The sequence below is a fragment of the Paenibacillus sinopodophylli genome (genome assembly GCF_005930355.1).
GTDB lineage: Bacteria > Bacillota > Bacilli > Paenibacillales > Paenibacillaceae > Pristimantibacillus > Pristimantibacillus sinopodophylli.
The window spans coordinates 1,933,350-1,951,129 of sequence record NZ_VDBO01000001.1 but is presented as its reverse complement, the minus strand read 5'-3'; the positions used below and the strand labels follow the sequence as shown (position 1 = coordinate 1,951,129).

Sequence of the window (17,780 nt, the reverse complement as noted above, 5' to 3'; positions counted from 1 at the left end):
TGATCATTCAGGCTAAATTTTGACTGCAAAAGAAAATATAGCCTCATATTTGCCGCAAGCGCGATGCGTTAACATTAAAGGTAGCAAGAGGAAGAAAAACTAAAGCGAGAGGTGAGTGTGGGTGGGAAGCATTACGTTCAGCCATGTCTACAAGCACTACAAAGGGGAGTCGCGTCCGGCGGTCAACGATTTCCACCTTTCGATTGAGGAAGGAGAGTTTCTGGTACTTGTCGGTCCGTCAGGGTGTGGCAAATCGACGACACTAAGAATGCTCGCAGGTCTAGAGGAAATTACCGAAGGCGACTTGTATATCGATGAGAAGTTTGTCAATTACGTCTCGCCGAAAGATCGGGACATTGCGATGGTTTTTCAGAATTATGCCCTATATCCCAATCTGTCTGTATATGAGAATATCGCGCTCGGGCTGAAGCTTCGCAAAACCGCGAAGCATGAGATCGAGCTGCGGGTAAATCGCGTCGCCAAAATATTGGAAATTTCCCATCTGCTGGAGCGCAAGCCTAGTCAGCTGTCGGGTGGACAAAAGCAGCGGGTAGCACTTGGGCGTGCGATTGCCAGGGAACCGCAGGTGTTCCTGATGGATGAGCCGCTGTCCAATCTCGACGCGAAGCTGCGCGCCCAAACACGGGCAGAAATTATTAAGCTTCAGAGCGATTTGAAGCGGACGATGGTTTACGTGACGCATGACCAGGTGGAAGCAATGACGATGGGGACGAGAATCGTCGTGATGAAGGATGGCATTATTCAGCAGGTCGCGCCGCCGCGTCAGCTCTATGATGAGCCGGCTAACCTGTTTGTGGCAGGATTTATCGGATCTCCACAAATGAATTTTTTGGCAGGAAGCCTTGTGCGGGAGAATGGAAGCTACTATTTCCTTAACAAACGCTTAAAGCTCCTCGTTCCCGAACGGTATCACCGTCACTTCACGGCTAAGCCGGGCTCGCTTCGTAATTGCGTGATGGGCGTACGCCCGGAGCATGTGCTGCTGGAGCGCGAGAAAGCGGAGTTGCTTGAGGATGAATTTTCCCGCTGCTTTGTCGAAATGACGGAGGTTACGGGCGCGGACTCATACGTTTATGTCAAAGTAGGCGACAAAACGGTGATTGGGCGAACGGAGCCAGAAACCGTATTTGAGAAGGAAGAAAAGCTGGTCATCGGCTTTAACATGAATAAGGTTCACTTTTTCGATGAAGAAACCGGCGTATCACTGGCTGCTGGAGGAAACGAAGCATGAAGAGGATGAGGATGCTGAGCACCTTGCTTCGATTGATTCTAGCGCTGGCGCTCCTCTTCACAGGCTTGCGCTGGATAACGGCAGATGAACCGGTCCTGCATGCGACTTCGGTCAGTGCGGAGAAGCTGCTATCCTTCGAGAGCAAGCAGGCGGAGCTGCCTTATGCGAAGCTGATGCTTGAGCACCCGGAAGCAGCAGCGGTAGATGCAGCGTTGCCGCCGATAACGATTACACCTGCGGACTATACAGGTGCGTCGGATGAATCGCTCCTTCATACGGATGCAGAGGAGCAAGCCGCTATCCGCTGGGAGAATGAGAAGGGCTGGATCGAATGGACATTCGAAGCGCCTAAGTCTGGCTGGTATGAGCTGCATCTCGATTACAAGCCACTTGCGGGCGGGAATGCTTCTGTCGTTCGCGGCGTCCAAATTGATGGACAATATCCATTCGTCGAATCGGGTCGGATTGAGCTTGAACGTCTGTGGAAGGATTCGAAATTTCCTTATGACCGCAATGAAATCGGTCAGCAGATTAGACCTCCACAGCAAGAGCTGGAGGGCTGGAGCGCGAAGGCAGCAGGCGTGCTTTCGGCGTCATCGGAGCCGCTCCTGTATCATCTGGAGCAGGGCGAGCACCGCTTGCGGTTGGTTGGCATAAGAGAGCCGGTGGCACTTCGTGCCATCGCCTTCAAGCCGAAGACGGCTATACCTGACTATGAAAGCTACAAGCGCTTACATCCAGTTGTAGCCAATCAAACAGATCAATCAGATAGATCCGGCTGGTACAGCATCATTGAAGCGGAGCAGTTCAAGCAGAAATCGAGCTTAGCGATTCAAACAGATTTTTGGTCGGAGCCATTCATTTCGCCTGATCCTAAGGGGCGCATCACTTATAACGTGCTTGGCGGGCAACGCTGGCGGCTGCCGGGAGAATGGGTGGAATGGGCGTTCAATGTGCCGGATGACGGCTGGTATGAAATCGATCTCAAAACGTTCCAAAACTATCGAAACGGCTTCGAGGCTTATCGGACCATTGCGATTGACGGTAAAATACCTTTCCAAGAGCTGCTGCATTACGGCATACCGACAGAAAAGGAATTTATTATCGATACGCTTGCCGATGAGGCAGAAACGCCATTTCGCTTCTATTTGGAAAAAGGTGCACACACGCTGCGAATGACGGTCGACTCCTCGATGGTGCAGCCAGTCTATTTAGCGTTAAAGGAAACGCTTGGCCAATTGGCCGCATTCGATCGCCATATTCGGCTGTTGACGGGCAATTACAGCAAGTCGGGCTTTGATGCCAATACCGATGCAACGCGGACATGGGATATGCGCAGGCTTGAACCGGATGTCGAGCAGAAGATGGCAGGCTTTGTAAACCAACTGACGGATATACGCACTTATATAAACGGGTTGAACAAAAAGGATTCTGATTTGGCGGAAGCGATCAAAGGCTCCGTCGCGATTCTTGAAAAAATGCTCGAGGATGTTAACGAAATACCGAATAAAATCAATGATTTCTCAACGATTCAGAATAATATCGGAACCTGGATGGCGACATTGACGCAGCAGCCTCTGATGCTCGACTACATTGTCGTTCGCACGCCGAAAGCGGAGACGGGTCTAAAAACAGCGAGCACTTTGTCTCGAATCCCTTATTCGATCGCCGATTTCGGACGTTCCTTCTATATGGATTACGATACGCGCAAGCATAACCGCAAAGAAGCGCTCACGATTTGGGTTCAGCGCGGGCGTGATTACGTCGAGCTGCTGCGCGAGATGGTCGATCAGGATTTCACGCCGCGGACGGGTATTGAGGTCAACATTAACCTTATGACGAATCCTAATATGCTCATTCTCGGCAACGCCGCGGGCGATGTTCCGGATATCGCGCTTGGCGTAGGCGAATCGACGCCAGCGGACTTCGCGATGAGGGATGCCGCGCAGGAGCTTTCTGGATTTCCGGGTTTCGAAGCTGTTTTTGATCGGTTTATCCCCGGTGTCAGCCGTTCCCTTAGCTATGACGGCGGCATTTATGGATTGCCGGAGGTTCAGAACTTCCAGATGCTTTTCTATCGGACCGATATTTTGGAGGGATTGCATCTTAAGGCGCCGGACACCTGGGAGGATGTATTCGACATACTGCCGACGCTTCAAGAAAACGGCATGACCATGAACTATCCGAAGAGCGACTTCTCCACCCTTTATTTCCAAAATGGGGCAGAGCCTTATACGCCGGATGGTTTGAAGGGAACGCTGTCCAGTGATGCCGGTCAGCAGGCATTCAACCGCTGGACGGAGCTATACCGCAAATATAATCTGCCTATTGATATCCCGGCATTTTTCCAGCATTTCCGTGACGGTGATATACCGATTGGGATCTCGGATTTCAATACGTATGTACAGCTGCTGGTTGCTGCTCCGGAAATAACGGGGCATTGGAAAATTGCGCCGCTTCCAGGCGTGAAGCAAGGGGATGGCGAGGTAGCAAGATGGTCGCCGCAAGGGATCTCTGCTGCGATGATGATGAAGAAAAGCGAGCGGAAGGACGATGCTTGGAAGTTTCTCGAATGGTGGACATCCGAGGAGGTGCAGTCGCAATACGCAAAGGATGTTGAATCCTTCTATGGTATTGAATTCCGCTGGAATACCGCCAACACGGAAGCGATGAAAGCATTAACCTGGCCGAGCGAGGATTTGGCTGCGCTTCAAGAGCAGGCTAGGTGGGCGAAGAACATGCCTTATGTGCCCGGCTATTATTTCCTAACGCGCGAGATGGAATTTGCATGGAACCGAACCGTAATGGAGGGCATTCCGGCACAGGAGTCGCTGGAGCAGGCACAGCTGTCACTGCAGCGAGAGATGGACCGGAGGCAAAACAACTTCGGCATAAAGCCCGGCGATGACCTCGACATTCCGCAAATTACGAAACCCTATGAATGGGAGGTACCGCAGAAATGAATACGCAGCTTGCTCCCAGTCTAGAGCGGACGAAGCCAAAATCTCCGGCCATACGGGCGAAGTGGAACCGGTTCTGGAGAGAAATACGGCGCGACGCCTTTTGTTATCTGTTTCTTGCGCCTTTCCTTATTTGCTTCCTGCTCTTTATCGTTATTCCGGTTGTTATGGCAGCGACGCTTGGCTTTACGTCCTATGACGGCTTCGGCTCCCTGCATTTTATCGGGGTTGCCAATTATATCAGTCTGTTCACGCAGGATATTGTTTTTCTGACCAAGGCGATTCCGAATACGTTTCTGTTCGCGCTGATCGTAGGGCCTGGCGGGTACATTCTGGCTTTTGTGTTCGCATGGCTTATTCACCAGCTGCCGATCCGCATTCGCGATTATTACACGCTTGCGTTCTATGCCCCTTCGATGGCGGGAGGAGTGGCTTTGTCGGTCGTTTGGATTGCCGCCTTCAGCGGTGACCGCGTCGGTTATTTCAACAACTTCCTGCTTGGCATGGGCTGGATTGACAGTCCTGTCATCTGGCTTCAGGACCCGAAGTATTTGCTCAATATTATGATCATCGTGTCGCTATGGGTAAGCTTCAGTGTGGGCTTTCTCGCGATGCTGGCTGGTCTTCAGACGGTTAATCGGGAGCTGTATGAGGCAGGGCGAATCGACGGCATTTCCAGTCGGCTGCAAGAGGTTTTCTACATTACCATTCCGTCAATGAAGCCACAGATGCTGTTCAGCGCGGTTATGTCGATTGTCGGAACGCTGAAGGCGGGCGGCATCTCGACGCAACTCACGGGCATGGCGATTACGCCGTCTTACTCAGGGCATTTGATCATCAACCATATCGACGATTACGCTTTTATCCGCTTCGAGCTTGGTTATGCTTCTGCGGTCTCGGTCATGCTGCTTATTTTCAGCTACTTCGCCATGAGATTCGCTTACCGACTGTTCGGATCAAAGGAGGAGCTGTAAAACGATGCTTCGGAAATTACGCAGTGTAACGCCGTTCCAAGTCATGCTGGTAACTATCTTTACTGCGCTTGCCGCATTCATGTCGCTGCCGATCATCTTCATTCTCAACCATGCGTTCAAGCCGCAAAATGAGCTGTTCCTATTCCCGCCGCGGTTTCTCGTTCAGAATCCGACGATGCGCAATTTCGAGTCGCTCATTCTTCATGCGTCGAATGCAACTGTCCCGTTCACGAGGTATTTGTTCAACAGTCTCATCGTAGCGGGTTTGACGCTTGGCACCGTTATTATCGTGAGCACGATGGCTGGCTATGTGCTTGCCAAATATCAATTCCATTTCAAGCAGCTGATCCTAGCGCTAATTACTTTATCCTTGATGTTCGCGCCGGAGACGGTGGGCATACCTCGGTATTTGATCATAAGCGGCTTAGGCATCAACAATACGTATTTCGGTCATATTTTGCCCGCACTGGCTTCTCCGATCGCAGTGTTTATGCTCGTCGGCTTTATTTCGCAAATTCCAGGCGAGCTGCTGGAGGCAGCTAAGATTGATGGTGCAAGCCACTTAGGTATATTTGCCAAAATCGTTCTGCCGCTGTCCACGCCAGCTATCGCAACGATCTCGATCTTCACTTTTCAAGGCGTGTGGGGCGACGTGGAAACCTCGACGCTGTTCATGCAGGAGGAAACGATGAGAACGCTCGCCTTCTATGTCAACAGCTTGCTGAGCGGACTCCAGAACAGCGTAGCGGGTCAGAACATGGCTGCAGCAGCCGGATTGCTCATGTTCGTGCCCAACCTGATCATCTTCCTGCTCTTCCAGCGAAGAGTGCTGGAGACGATGGTTCATTCCGGCATCAAGTAATTCCATTAAGCAAAGGAAGTCGTAACGATGAAGAGATTTCTACTATTCCTGCTTCTTGCGGCGACCTGTATGCTTGCCGCGCCGGAAGCCATTTATGCGGAGCTCCCTTACCGCACCTCTTACTATGACAGCAATCAATCGGCATGGCTCCGTATTCAGCCGGTGTATGCCCCGGCAGAAACAAGAAGTCCGCGATTCTCAGAGCCGGTTGACCTGCAGGTAGGAGCAGACGACAAGGTATATGTCGCGGACAAAGGAGCGAATACAATCGCTGTGCTCAGTCCAGAGGGTGAACTTCTGCTCTCCATCGGTGCAGAAGAGGGAGAAAGCATGCTTAGCGCGCCCGAGGGTTTGTTCGTAACACCAGATGGTTTAATCTACGTGGCGGATTCGGGTAATCAGCGTATTGCCGTGTTCGGCGCGGACGGCAAGTTCATCCGCGATTACAAGAAGCCTGCGTCATCCTTTCTGGAGACGGAGCATTTTGTCCCTGTTAAGCTGGTCGTTGATCGCCGAGGGGTCATGTACGTCAGTCTAAATTCCTCTTATCAGGGCTTGCTGCGCATGAACGAGGAAGGCGAGTTTATGGGCTACTTCGGCGCCAATAAAGCGCAGCAAACCGTGCTTAACTGGCTGAAGAAGCTCGTTCTTAACAAAGAACAGCTGGCAAAGGAGCTGGCGAGTCTGCCTCGTCCGATCTCTAACGTCGCACTCGATTCAGACGGATTTATTTTCACGGCAACAGCGGCAGGCTTCGGGCAAGGTGCGATCCGCAAGCTGAACGCAGGAGGCGTTGATGCCTTCAAGAACAAAACGCTCGTGAATGGGCATGGCATCGTTGATGTTGCCAGCGACTCGAACGGTTTCTTGTATAACGTGGATATGGACTCGGGCCGTGTCAACATTTATGACCAGAATGCGGAAGCGCTCTTCGCCTTCGGCTTCATCGACAACGAAACGCAGCAATACGGCGTGCTCGGATTTCCGACTAGCATTGGCGTAGATTCGAAGTTTGGCGTATGGATTTCGGACAGTCGGACGGGAACGATCCACAAATTCACTCGAACAGAGTTTGGGAATGACGTCATGCAGGCACTCACGTTTTATTTGGCAGGCAAATACGAGCAAAGCGAGCCTTATTGGGATCGTGTCTATGCCCGCAACGATATGTACAACGGCGTCTTTCAGGGACTCGGCAAAGTCTACTTGCATGAAAATAATGATGAAGCAGCATTGTCCTTTCTGAAGACGGCCTTCGATACGAAAGGCTATTCCAAGGCTTTTTGGGAAATCAGGCTTGATTATTTGCAAAAGCATTTTGTGTGGCTCGTTGCAGGGGCGGTTGTACTGCTGCTACTTGTGAGGTTTGGCGGCAGAGCGATCCGAAAACAGCTAATCCTAAGCCCGTTACCCGAATCCTGGGAGCGTACGACTCGCGATCTGCGCAACTTATGGTTCGTTATGCTTCATCCTTATCAAGGCTTCTACAAGCTGAAGGAAGCGAAGGTCTCGCTCTGGATTGTGGCTTTCATTCTTGCAGCGGTTATTGCGGTGAAGCTCGCGACGATTTATCTGACGGGCTTTCTCTTCAACCCGGTGGAGCTGTCGCAAATTAATGTGTGGGGAAGTCTCGGTCTATTCGCAGTTCCATGGCTGACGTGGATTATCGCGAATTATCTCGTTTGCAGCGTGAAGGACGGCGAGGGGAAATTCAGGGAGGTCATTCAAGGGAGCACGTATGCGCTTGCACCGTATTTGTTCTTCTCCATTCCGACGTTGCTGCTGTCTAATCTGGTCACGCTAGACGAGCGTGTTATCGTCGATTCGTTGAATACGCTCATGTTTCTATGGATGGGCGTTATGCTCATCGTCATGACGCAGGTCATCCATAACTTTGACTTTCTGGAGACGCTCAAAAATATCGCGATTACCGTATTCACGATCGGAACGATATGGCTGTTTGCGTTCCTCGTATTCGGCTTATCTTACAATTTGTACGATTTCTTCTATCAGCTCTACAAGGAGGTAACCTTCTATGGTTGAGTTCATCAAGCGCACTTCCCTTCGGGTAAAGCTTGTCGCAATTCTATTCCTTCTACTTGCCATCGTAACGGCTATTGCCCTTCTACAGGGCAATGAACTGTCGTCTGTGAGGGCGATGGAGCTTGCCGGAATTGAGGAGCCTGCCGACAGCTTGGCTCCTTTATATGAAGGGGAAGCTTGGAAGCCACAGGCGGGGAACGATGGCTTCGCCGAAGCCTTGCAAAACGATCATTTTACCCTTTATATCAACTCCGTCAGCACACAAATCGCCTTAGTAGACAAACGAACCGGATTCAGATGGAGCAGCAATCCTACAGAGGAGCAGCTCAGCGCAGAAACAGTGAAGGGGGTACTGCTGGCTAATCTGAAATCTCCGTTTGTATTGACTTACGTTCGGACGCAAGGAAAGGATCAGACGATTCGCGAGGTGCTGAACGCTGGAGACCCGAAAGTTCAAACCACGCTAATCAGAAACGGCAGCGGCTTGCAGGTCAGTTATGTTTTCACCGAAAAGCAGCTGGGATTAACGATTCAATATGAGCTTACGCCACAGGGGCTGAAAGCGCGGATTCCGAGCGCGGGCATCAAGGAGGATGGCGAGTATTCGGTGTTTACGGTCGATCTGCTTCCTTACTTCGGGGCAGCATCAACGGAAGATGAAGGTTATATTTTCGTACCTGATGGCCCAGGCGGACTGATTCGCTTCGATCGTGAACGTGCAGGAGTATCGAGAGGCTACATCCATCAGGTATATGGCCTTGAATTGACGAATACGGGGAACTGGAGCCGTTCAGGTGAGCGGCGGGAAAATATCGCGTATCCCGTGTTCGGAATGAAGCGAGGCAGCAATGCGTTTATGGCTGTGCTTACCAAGGGAGGCGCTTCGGCTAATATCGCGGCAATGCCTCCAGGATTAAAGTCCGGCTTGTACAACGTCTACACCAATCAAATTTACCGCGAGGAATATTTGTACCGGATGAGTCGTCTTGCGGCGCCGCTGAAAGCTGTGCAGAAGCAGCGGCTGCAAACGGACAGGGAGATCGAATATCGATTCCTGAATGATGAGAACGCTGATTATGTCGGGATGGCAACGGCCTACCGCGATTATTTGACGGAAACAGGCAGGCTGAAGGAAAAGCTGAAGCCTGTGGAGCACACGCCGCTATATTTGAAAATCATGGGCGGCAGCTATACGGAAGCTTTCGGCAAAATCAAATATATGACGGCAACCACCTTTGCGCAGGCGACTCGGATCGTAAACAGCCTTCGTGAGCAGGGCATCGCTAACATGAAAGTCGTCTATTACGGCTGGCAGAATCAAGGTGAATACGATCTGTATGACCGTTTCCCGATCGAGGAATCACTTGGCGGAGAAGCGGCAGCGAAGGATTTCATTGCTGAGATGAAAGGGAAGGACATCGCTGTGCTGTTCGAAGACGATTTCGTCTGGATTGATTCGGAGAACTCTGATTTATCCGGCAAGTCGAACGGCATTCGGGGTATTGATGAGACGGTATTCATCGATGAGGGATGGTTCATCAGCAAGCCGGCGCGAACCGTTGCAATGGCTTACCAGACCATTGACAAGCTGAAAGAAATGGGTGTATCGGGTCTGTTGTACAACTACCTCGGCGAAATGGTATTCCATGATTATGACCCATCCGGCATCTCCACCCGCGAGGATACGATTAGCGTGTATGATGGTTTGCTCGCCTATACGCAGAAGACGCTCGGCTCAGCAGCCGTGTACCGCGGGAATGATTATGCAGTCGGACAAACGGACTATATCGCGTTGCTTCCATCGGAATCCAGCTACGATTTCATGGTTGACGAGACCGTACCCTTTTATCCAATTGCGCTGCATGGCTACGTTTCTTATTCGTTCGGCGACGGGAATTTGCGCAATGATGTCGAGGCCGAGTTCTTGAAGGCCATTGAGTACGGCGCGATACCTTCCTTCTTTCTGACGCATGAGGATTCCAGAACACTGAAATATACCTCAGCGAGCTACTTATTCAGCAGCAAGTATGAGAAGTGGACAGAGCGTATTCGGAAGGAATATGCGGATTTCGATTCCCTTGCGCATGTTTTCTCACAAACCATCAAGGATCATGAGAAGCTGTCGGAATCGAGGTTCGCGACGGTATATGAGGACGGTACTCGCGTTATCGTCGATTACAGCACGAATCGATTCACGGTAGAGAAGGGGGGAGGCGCATAATGCAAGCCAAAGCAAAGGGACGCGCAGCGCGCCTCTATCTCTGGAAAGGCTACGGCATGGGACTGCTGTTCATGCTGCCGTGGATCATCGGTTTCGCCATGTTCGTGCTAATCCCGATCAGCTGGTCCTTGTTCATGTCGTTCAATAAAGTCCAAGTGGCTGTCGGCGGCTTTAAGTATGAATGGGTTGGCCTGCGCAATTACCGGGACGCGTTCCTCAAGGATAACGTTTTTCCGATCGAGCTGATTACGTATATTCAGGAAATGATGCTCATGGTGCCGATTATCGTCATATTCGCGCTGTTAATTGCATTGATGCTTAATCAGAAATTCCCGGGCAGATTCATTTATCGTGCCTTATTCTTCCTGCCCGTTATATTCGCAACAGGGCAGGTGCTCTCCGAGCTGTTCCTGCAGGGAGCAGGGGATATTCCGTTCCTTGAGCAGTATAATTTGCAGCCGCTGGTCGAGGAATATGTAGGCAAGCAATTCGCAGAGACGGTTATGGCGGTTCTCGGCAAAGCCATTCTTATTCTATGGTATTCAGGCGTGCAGATACTTATCTTCATTGCGGGATTTCAAACGATTTCGCCAACGATTTATGAGGCAGTCCGCATTGATGGCGCATCTCCTTGGGACAGCTTTTGGAAAATAACGCTTCCTGCCTGCGTACCGTTCATCAGCTTGAATGTGCTGTATACGATTATCGACCTATTCACCTTCCCGCTGAATCCGGTATTGAAGCACATCAAAGACAACATGTTTAAGGTCGATACCGGCTATGGCTACGCCAGTGCGCTCGCCTGGATTTATTTTGGCATTATTTTCGCACTGATTGCTCTCGTATTATGGTTGTTTAGCCGGAGCCTCAAGACTAGGAGGGCCCATTCATGATTACTGCAATGAAGTCTGAGCTTTCCAAAGCGAGCCGCAGCATAAGAGGCGTGCTATGGGGCCGTAGGGCTCAAAAAACGAAAATGCTTGTTCTCGGCCGAAGCCTCTCTGACGGCTTGCTCGCGAAGCTCGTCATTTATTTACTGCTGTCGATTGTCGCTTATCTGTATTTGCAGCCCATTCTGTACATGGTCAGCACGATGTTCAAAAATATGAGCGATCTGCTTGATCCGACCGTGAAATGGATTCCGCGCGAAATTACCTGGGAGAACATTTCGAAAGCGCTCAAAGGGCTGCAATATCCAGAGGCGCTTCGCAATACGGCGCTAATCTCGGTTACTTGCTCGCTCGTACAGGTCATTATTTGCGCCATGACCGGCTATGCACTGGCAAGGCTGGCATTGCCGTTCAAAGGGCTTTTTACGGCACTCATTATTTTGACCTTTTTGATACCGCCGCAGGTCATCATCATTCCGCTGTACGTGATCTTCAGCAAGCTTGGGCTATTGAATTCGCTATTTGTTTTTCTCATTCCCGCTTTGTTCGGTCAAGGCTTGAAAGGTGCGCTGTTCATATTGATTTTCCGGCAGTTTTTCAAGGCGCAGCCGCCTAGCTTGGAAGAAGCGGCGAAGCTCGATGGGGCATCGACGGCGCGATTGTTTTTCGGCATTATGCTTCCGCTCGCTAGGTCAGCCTGTCTTGTCGTCTTTCTCTTCTCGTTTATCTGGTACTGGAACATGTACTATGAGCCGTCGATGTTTCTGACCAAAGGCTTCACGCCGCTGTCTATTCGCCTCGACATGCTGGAGGAGGTGCTGAATCCGTCGCTGCTCGGCAATACACGCACCATTGTGAATCCGATCACGGAAAGCACCAAGATGGCAGCAGCGTTTTTCATTATTCTTCCGCCGATTATTGTGTTTATGTTCCTGCAGCGCTGGTTCGTTAGCGGAATCGAGAGAACCGGGATTGTGGAGTAATGAGCAGACATTCAAGGGAGGTGATGCTGCGGCGACGTGGCAGTATCGGTAATGGTGGTAGCAAACGAGGGGAAGGCGCACTTGCGCGGTTATGAGTATTTGTTACACAAAACAAAGTGAATGCTTACGTAGCTAGTTTTGCTCGTAACACAAACAAAGTAAACGCTTACGAAGCTAGTTTTGCTTTGAATACTCATTACATGAGTATTTGTTTCACAAAACTTTGGGGAGGGTTAATTCAATGAAAAACAAACGCGGCTTTACTTGGATGCTGTGTATCGTACTTATGTTTTCGGTTATTCTTACAGCTTGCTCAGGTAATAATGGGGGCAATAACGCGCCAAGCAACACGGCTGAAGCGACAGATCCTCCTGCAACAACGAATAACCAGCCAGCGCCTGAAGAAAACAAGGAGCCCGTTACGTTGAAGCTCATTTCTTGGTCGGATTCCTACACAGAGCTATACAAAAAATTCAACGAAAAATATCCTTGGATTACCATTGAGCAAATACCGGTTAACAGTCAGCCCATTATGGAAATTATCGCATCGCTCGAAGCGGCTGGTACGCCTGCCGATCTAACTTGGATCGATAGCGACCTGATTACTTACGATCAAGCGGGCCTTGTCGAGGATCTCACGCCGTATATCGATAAGGACCCTACGTTCCAAGATGTTCAGCTTCCTGAAGGCTTCTTCGATACGATGACTTACAAAGACAAGAGGCTTGCGGTTCCATTCGTAGACGTACCGATGTGGATTCTAGTCAACAAGGACCTTCTTGCCAAGCATGGCGTGGAGATGCCAGCGAACGATTGGACCTACGATGACTTCCGTGACATTGCTAAGAAGATAACGGACCCAGATGCAGGAGAATACGGTTTGACGACACAGCCGGAATTCCAAATGCGCGTACTGAGCACAAAAGCAATTGCGGATGGCCATGCGGCAAACATCCATTACATGAACGAGGATTTGACACAAAGCTTGCTGAATACACCTGATGTTATGAACGATGTTAGATGGCTATCGGATTTCGTCTGGAAGGATGGATCCATGCAGAGCAATGCGAAAGCGGCTGAAACAGGCGATGTAACAAGAGAATTCATTAACGGCAAGACTGGCTTCGCAATCGGTGGAGACTGGGTGCTGCCTGGGCTGAAGAAGGATGCCAAATTCGAATGGGATGTACTGCCTTTCCCAAGAGGAAAAGTAAGCCAGCCCGGCTACAGCATCTATGGTCCGCTTTCGCTCCTCAGCGGTTCGAAGCATAAGGAAGAGGCGTTCCTATGGATCAGCTTCCAGTTCTCGAAGGAAGCACAGAAATGGAAAATTGATCAAGGTGCTAATGCTTCCGTTATCGATCCAGAGCTGACAGCGTATTATGACGAAACACCGATGTGGGAAGGTAAAAACAAGGAAGCGGTAAAAATTGCGAAGGAAAATGCAAAGATCCAGCCTGGTGTTACGATTCCGGCCTGGTCCGAGTACAACTGGAACAATATTTTGAATGAAATTATTTTTGATGGCGCTGATATTAATCGACTGATTCCGGAAACGGAGAAATGGAATCAACGGACGCTAGAGGTTCGCGAGTCTTTGAAATAATTTTTCGTCCATAAGCTTGTCATCGTAACACCTTAAGCAGGTTCATCCTTCGCTTAGGGTGTTTTTGTTATTACGGCATGCAGCGCGATTGAAGTGCTTCCGATTAGACGAGTGGGCTACTTTTCGTTATGCTTAAACGAAGGATATGAGATTCCGGGAGGGATAGCTTTTGAACGAAGCCATATTAGTCGTAGAGGACGAGAAGCGAATCGCCCGCCTGCTCCAGATCGAGCTTGAAAGCGAAGGCTATGAAGTGAGACTTGCGCCTGATGGCGTTGAGGGATGGGCAGAGTTTAAGGCTGGCGGGATTGCGCTTATTATATTGGATGTCATGCTACCAGGCATTAGCGGGTTAGACTTGCTGCAGCGCATACGCGCAGTGGACAGTGATACGCCTATTATTATGTTAACCGCCAACAGCAGCTTATCGGATAAAGTAACAGGTCTTGATCTCGGAGCCAATGATTATATGACGAAGCCGTTTGAGATGGAAGAACTGCTTGCCCGTATTAGAGCTGCGTTCCGTCAATTATCGTCGCGAACAACAGATGCAGGAGACCAGCAGCAAGGCGAATGGCTGAGCGTATCGGATCTAAGACTTAATGTGAGTACGCGTGAAGTGGAGCGGGCTGGACAGTCGATTGCATTAACGCTGCGTGAGTTCGATCTGCTCACCTATTTGCTGCGTAACAAAAAGCTGGTGCTAAGTCGCGACCAATTGCTTACTGAAGTATGGGGCTACGATTATGCGGGCAATACGAATGTCGTAGATGTATATATTCGCTATGTGCGCAAAAAAGTAGACGAGGGCTTTGGAGCTGAGCTAATCCATACCGTTCGCGGCATCGGTTATTGTATTAAGGATGCCACATGAAGCTGGGCAGCAAAATTCATCTTTATTCGTCGGTGTTGTTTACGGTGCTGCTGTTAATGGCTAATGCGACAGTATACACCGTTTTCTCGAAAATGATGCTGGAACGCGAGCTTGACAAGCTCACTGCAGAAACGAAGCAGGCTGCCGCCGCTTTACGTCTAGCAGAAGATTCTGCTGCAACGACAGAGCTGCTTCGCGCCTATGTGCCGCTGAACGGCATGCTCCAATTGGTTCCTGAGGTCATGAATGGCAGCGGCGCACTTGTCACCTCAGCATCAGAAACTGATTTAAGTCGGCGAAAGGCTGTATATGCTGCTGAGCAACAGCAAAAACGATTAGAAATTGAAGACAAGAGTTATAGCTTTGTGTCTATTCCGATCATCGGAGCAAATGGAGATGTGGCTAATGTGCAGGCTACCGAGAGCCTTGAGGAGCTGATGGAGCTGCTGCGTATATTGCGGCTAGTACTGATCAGTGTTTCTACGGCTGTTCTTGTACCGGTGCTTATTTCCAGCGGGCTGCTCGGCAGGGTCGTGATGCGTCCGATCTCCGCTATGACGCGGACGATGAGCCACATCACACGCAGCGGACAATTCATGAGGCTGGAGCAGGAAGGCAAATCACGTGATGAATTAGTGGAGATGGGTGAAACCTTTAATGAAATGATCGGGCTGCTTGAGGAGAGCTTCAGGAGACAGGAGCAATTCGTTTCGAATGCCTCCCATGAGCTGAAGACGCCGTTAACGATCATTGAAAGCTACGCCAGTCTGCTAAAGAGAAGATTACGCGATCGGCCGGAGCTGCTGGAGGAATCGATAGAAGCCATTCATTCAGAAGCCATTCGGATGAAAGCTTTGACGGAACAGCTGCTTCTGCTTGCCATGTCACGGAGTGAGTGGAGAATAGAACGGGAGCTGCTTGAATTGTTGCCGTTCGCCGAGAAGGCGGCAGCATCTTTTCGGAGTGTGTATGGACGTGAGGTTGAAGTGGTTCTGCATGGGGAAGACCAAATGACGATTAATACCGATGCAGATAAGCTGAAGCAGATTCTTATTATTTTGCTGGACAATGCTCGAAAATATAGTGATGACAGGATCGAGATTGAATTGGGGCGTGCAGGCAAGGACTGTTATATAAGTGTCAAGGATTATGGCATAGGCATTCCGGTAGACGAGCTCCCGAAAGTATTTGAACGTTTCTATCGAGTCGATAAATCCCGAAGCAGAGATGAGGACTCAGCAGGCGGATCAGGGCTCGGTCTGTCGCTAGGGAAAGAGCTGGCAGAAGCGCTCGGCGTAAAGCTTGATCTGGAAAGTATTCATGGCACGGGAACGACAGCGACGATCCGAATTCCATAATGCTTGTTGACATGCTGTCACTGAATGGACCGAAGCGTTTAATTTTAGAGGCTATACTAGTTCATATGACGGAGAGGAACGACTGGAGGGATATGATGTACCATCCGAAATGGCGACCACGTATAATTGCAGCCGTTATTATCATCGGCGTTATTGCTGCACTTTTGACGTTTATTTTCATATCGAGAGCAGATCGTTCTCAAGGGCTGACGCTGGCTGAGGCAGAACAGGAGGTTCAAGGACTTTATGAGGGGGAAATCGTCAGCAGCAAGGAGCAGGGCGAGGGTTACGTCATTCAGCTCCAATCGGCACATGGCTTGTATGAGCTGACGGTTGAGCTTGGTGGAATTACGGTTATTCGAACGCTTGAGCGTTTCGATGTTAAGGGTCCAGATACGTCGCCAGAACCGGTGTCGCCTGCGCCGACTCAGAATCCAACACCAACCCCGGCGGAGACGAAACAGCCGGAAATAACACCAAAACCTACAGCTCCAGAAACGACGGATCGTCCAACCAGCAAGCCGATCACTCTTATATCCGAACAGAAGGCATCTGAATTAGCACTCCAGAAAATTCCGGGCAAGGTGAAGGATATTGATAAGGAAAATGAAGGCGGGAAGTGGTATTTCTTCGTCGAAATTGAAACGAATGACGGTCGTGAAGCAGACGTACAGTTGAATGCGGCATCTGGCGCTGTCGTATCTGTCACTTGGGATGATGATAGTGACGATGATGAATAGGTTTATCATCAAATTCTAATGTTTCTGTAATGGTTCTCTTAGATTGCGGATGTAAGGTATAGATGTAGCAGCAAATACACAAGCAAATCGCAAATAAGAGAATCATAAAGGAGATGTTGAGAATGATGAATAAAAAAGGTTGGATCGTTGGATTGGGACTTGTAGTCGTGCTTGGAGGGACAAGCGCAGCAGTAGCCGCTGAGGCTGCCAGCTCCTATATTAGCAAAGATAAAGCGAAGCAAATTGCATTAAAGGCTGCACCGGGCAAAGTAACCGATATCGATCTGGAGCGTGACCGAAACACCGTCTACTACGAAGTGGATATCGATCGCAAGGATACGTTCCAAGAAGTCGATGTTCATGTAGAAGCTGTTACGGGCAAGGTGTTGTCCATTAAGAATGATGACGATGCTCCGCGAGTGACGGCTGCTCCAACCTCCGGTGCCGCTGCGTCTAATAGCGCAACTGCTTCTCATTCAACTAGCACAGCAAGCACCAACACAAGTACGACGACAAAGTCTGTGACGAAGGAAGAAGCAGGCAAAATTGCTCAGCAGCAGGTGAAGGGCGATGTTATTCGAGTGGAAACGGACTGGGATGATGGTATCAAAAAGTATGAGGTCAAGCTGAGAACAGCTACAGGAACGGCGGAAGTAGATATAGCTGCTGCAAGCGGAAAAGTATTGGATGTAGATTATGATGACGACCGCGATAACGACTATGACGACGATCGAGATGATGATGACCACGATGACGACTTCGATGATCGTGACTAAACACGCTTACTAAGGTCGTGACAATAACCTGAGGTATCGTCAGTCAATGTCTGCAGCGATCTTGATACGATAGAGCAGCATTTTATTTCTAAAGCACAATAGAACCTCTGAGAATCCCTGAATCGTGGCTCAGGGGTTCTTCGTTTTTTTATGAGTGGGAAAAATGCTACAGAACTGTCACGATTTCATATGTAAAATAAGAAATATTTGATTATGTGATTTAAATCACAGTTCGCCTTTG

13 protein-coding genes are annotated in these 17,780 nt (G+C 49.8%); all 13 read left to right on the top strand.

Features of this window, described 5'->3' with window-relative positions; genetic code table 11:
* The first annotated feature begins 121 nt into the window (after positions 1-121).
* The 13 genes from FGT79_RS08645 to FGT79_RS08585 all read left to right on the top strand — a co-directional run bounded on the left by FGT79_RS08645 (position 122) and on the right by FGT79_RS08585 (position 17,539).
* Positions 122-1,252, top strand: coding sequence for an ABC transporter ATP-binding protein (locus FGT79_RS08645; protein WP_138752280.1), 1,131 nt, complete (start codon positions 122-124; stop codon positions 1,250-1,252).
* Positions 1,249-4,215: an extracellular solute-binding protein gene (locus FGT79_RS08640; protein ID WP_138752279.1), complete on the top strand. Its 2,967-nt coding sequence runs from the start codon at positions 1,249-1,251 to the stop codon at positions 4,213-4,215. The genes FGT79_RS08645 and FGT79_RS08640 overlap by 4 nt, the downstream gene beginning before the upstream one ends.
* On the top strand, positions 4,212-5,186 hold the full coding sequence (locus FGT79_RS08635) for a carbohydrate ABC transporter permease (protein WP_212758532.1): 975 nt from the start codon (positions 4,212-4,214) through the stop codon (positions 5,184-5,186). Before FGT79_RS08640 ends, FGT79_RS08635 begins: the two co-directional genes overlap by 4 nt.
* Before the next feature lie 4 nt (positions 5,187-5,190).
* Positions 5,191-6,048 carry a carbohydrate ABC transporter permease gene (locus tag FGT79_RS08630; protein ID WP_138752278.1) on the top strand — a complete coding sequence of 286 codons (858 nt, stop codon included), beginning with the start codon at positions 5,191-5,193 and terminating at the stop codon, positions 6,046-6,048.
* 27 nt (positions 6,049-6,075) lie between these two features.
* Complete coding sequence (locus tag FGT79_RS08625) at positions 6,076-8,091, top strand: YIP1 family protein (protein WP_138752277.1); 2,016 nt, start codon at positions 6,076-6,078, stop codon at positions 8,089-8,091.
* Positions 8,084-10,312 carry a DUF5696 domain-containing protein gene (locus tag FGT79_RS08620; protein WP_138752276.1) on the top strand — a complete coding sequence of 743 codons (2,229 nt, stop codon included), beginning with the start codon at positions 8,084-8,086 and terminating at the stop codon, positions 10,310-10,312. The genes FGT79_RS08625 and FGT79_RS08620 overlap by 8 nt, the downstream gene beginning before the upstream one ends.
* On the top strand, positions 10,312-11,205 hold the full coding sequence (locus FGT79_RS08615) for a carbohydrate ABC transporter permease (RefSeq protein WP_138752275.1): 894 nt from the start codon (positions 10,312-10,314) through the stop codon (positions 11,203-11,205). Before FGT79_RS08620 ends, FGT79_RS08615 begins: the two co-directional genes overlap by 1 nt.
* A complete protein-coding gene (locus FGT79_RS08610; RefSeq protein WP_138752274.1) occupies positions 11,202-12,185 on the top strand; it encodes a carbohydrate ABC transporter permease in 984 nt (327 codons plus the stop codon). The genes FGT79_RS08615 and FGT79_RS08610 overlap by 4 nt, the downstream gene beginning before the upstream one ends.
* A 241-nt stretch (positions 12,186-12,426) precedes the next feature.
* Positions 12,427-13,791 carry an ABC transporter substrate-binding protein gene (locus FGT79_RS08605; RefSeq protein WP_138752273.1) on the top strand — a complete coding sequence of 455 codons (1,365 nt, stop codon included), beginning with the start codon at positions 12,427-12,429 and terminating at the stop codon, positions 13,789-13,791.
* A 169-nt stretch (positions 13,792-13,960) separates the two neighbouring features.
* A complete protein-coding gene (locus FGT79_RS08600) occupies positions 13,961-14,665 on the top strand; it encodes a response regulator transcription factor (RefSeq protein WP_138752272.1) in 705 nt (234 codons plus the stop codon).
* Entirely contained in the window at positions 14,662-16,023 is a 1,362-nt protein-coding gene (locus FGT79_RS08595; RefSeq protein WP_138752271.1) for a sensor histidine kinase, read from the top strand. The genes FGT79_RS08600 and FGT79_RS08595 overlap by 4 nt, the downstream gene beginning before the upstream one ends.
* Positions 16,024-16,115: 92 nt before the next feature.
* Positions 16,116-16,763 carry a PepSY domain-containing protein gene (locus FGT79_RS08590; RefSeq protein WP_171056137.1) on the top strand — a complete coding sequence of 216 codons (648 nt, stop codon included), beginning with the start codon at positions 16,116-16,118 and terminating at the stop codon, positions 16,761-16,763.
* A 122-nt stretch (positions 16,764-16,885) separates the two neighbouring features.
* Positions 16,886-17,539 carry a PepSY domain-containing protein gene (locus tag FGT79_RS08585; RefSeq protein WP_171056136.1) on the top strand — a complete coding sequence of 218 codons (654 nt, stop codon included), beginning with the start codon at positions 16,886-16,888 and terminating at the stop codon, positions 17,537-17,539.
* Positions 17,540-17,780: the final 241 nt, after the last annotated feature.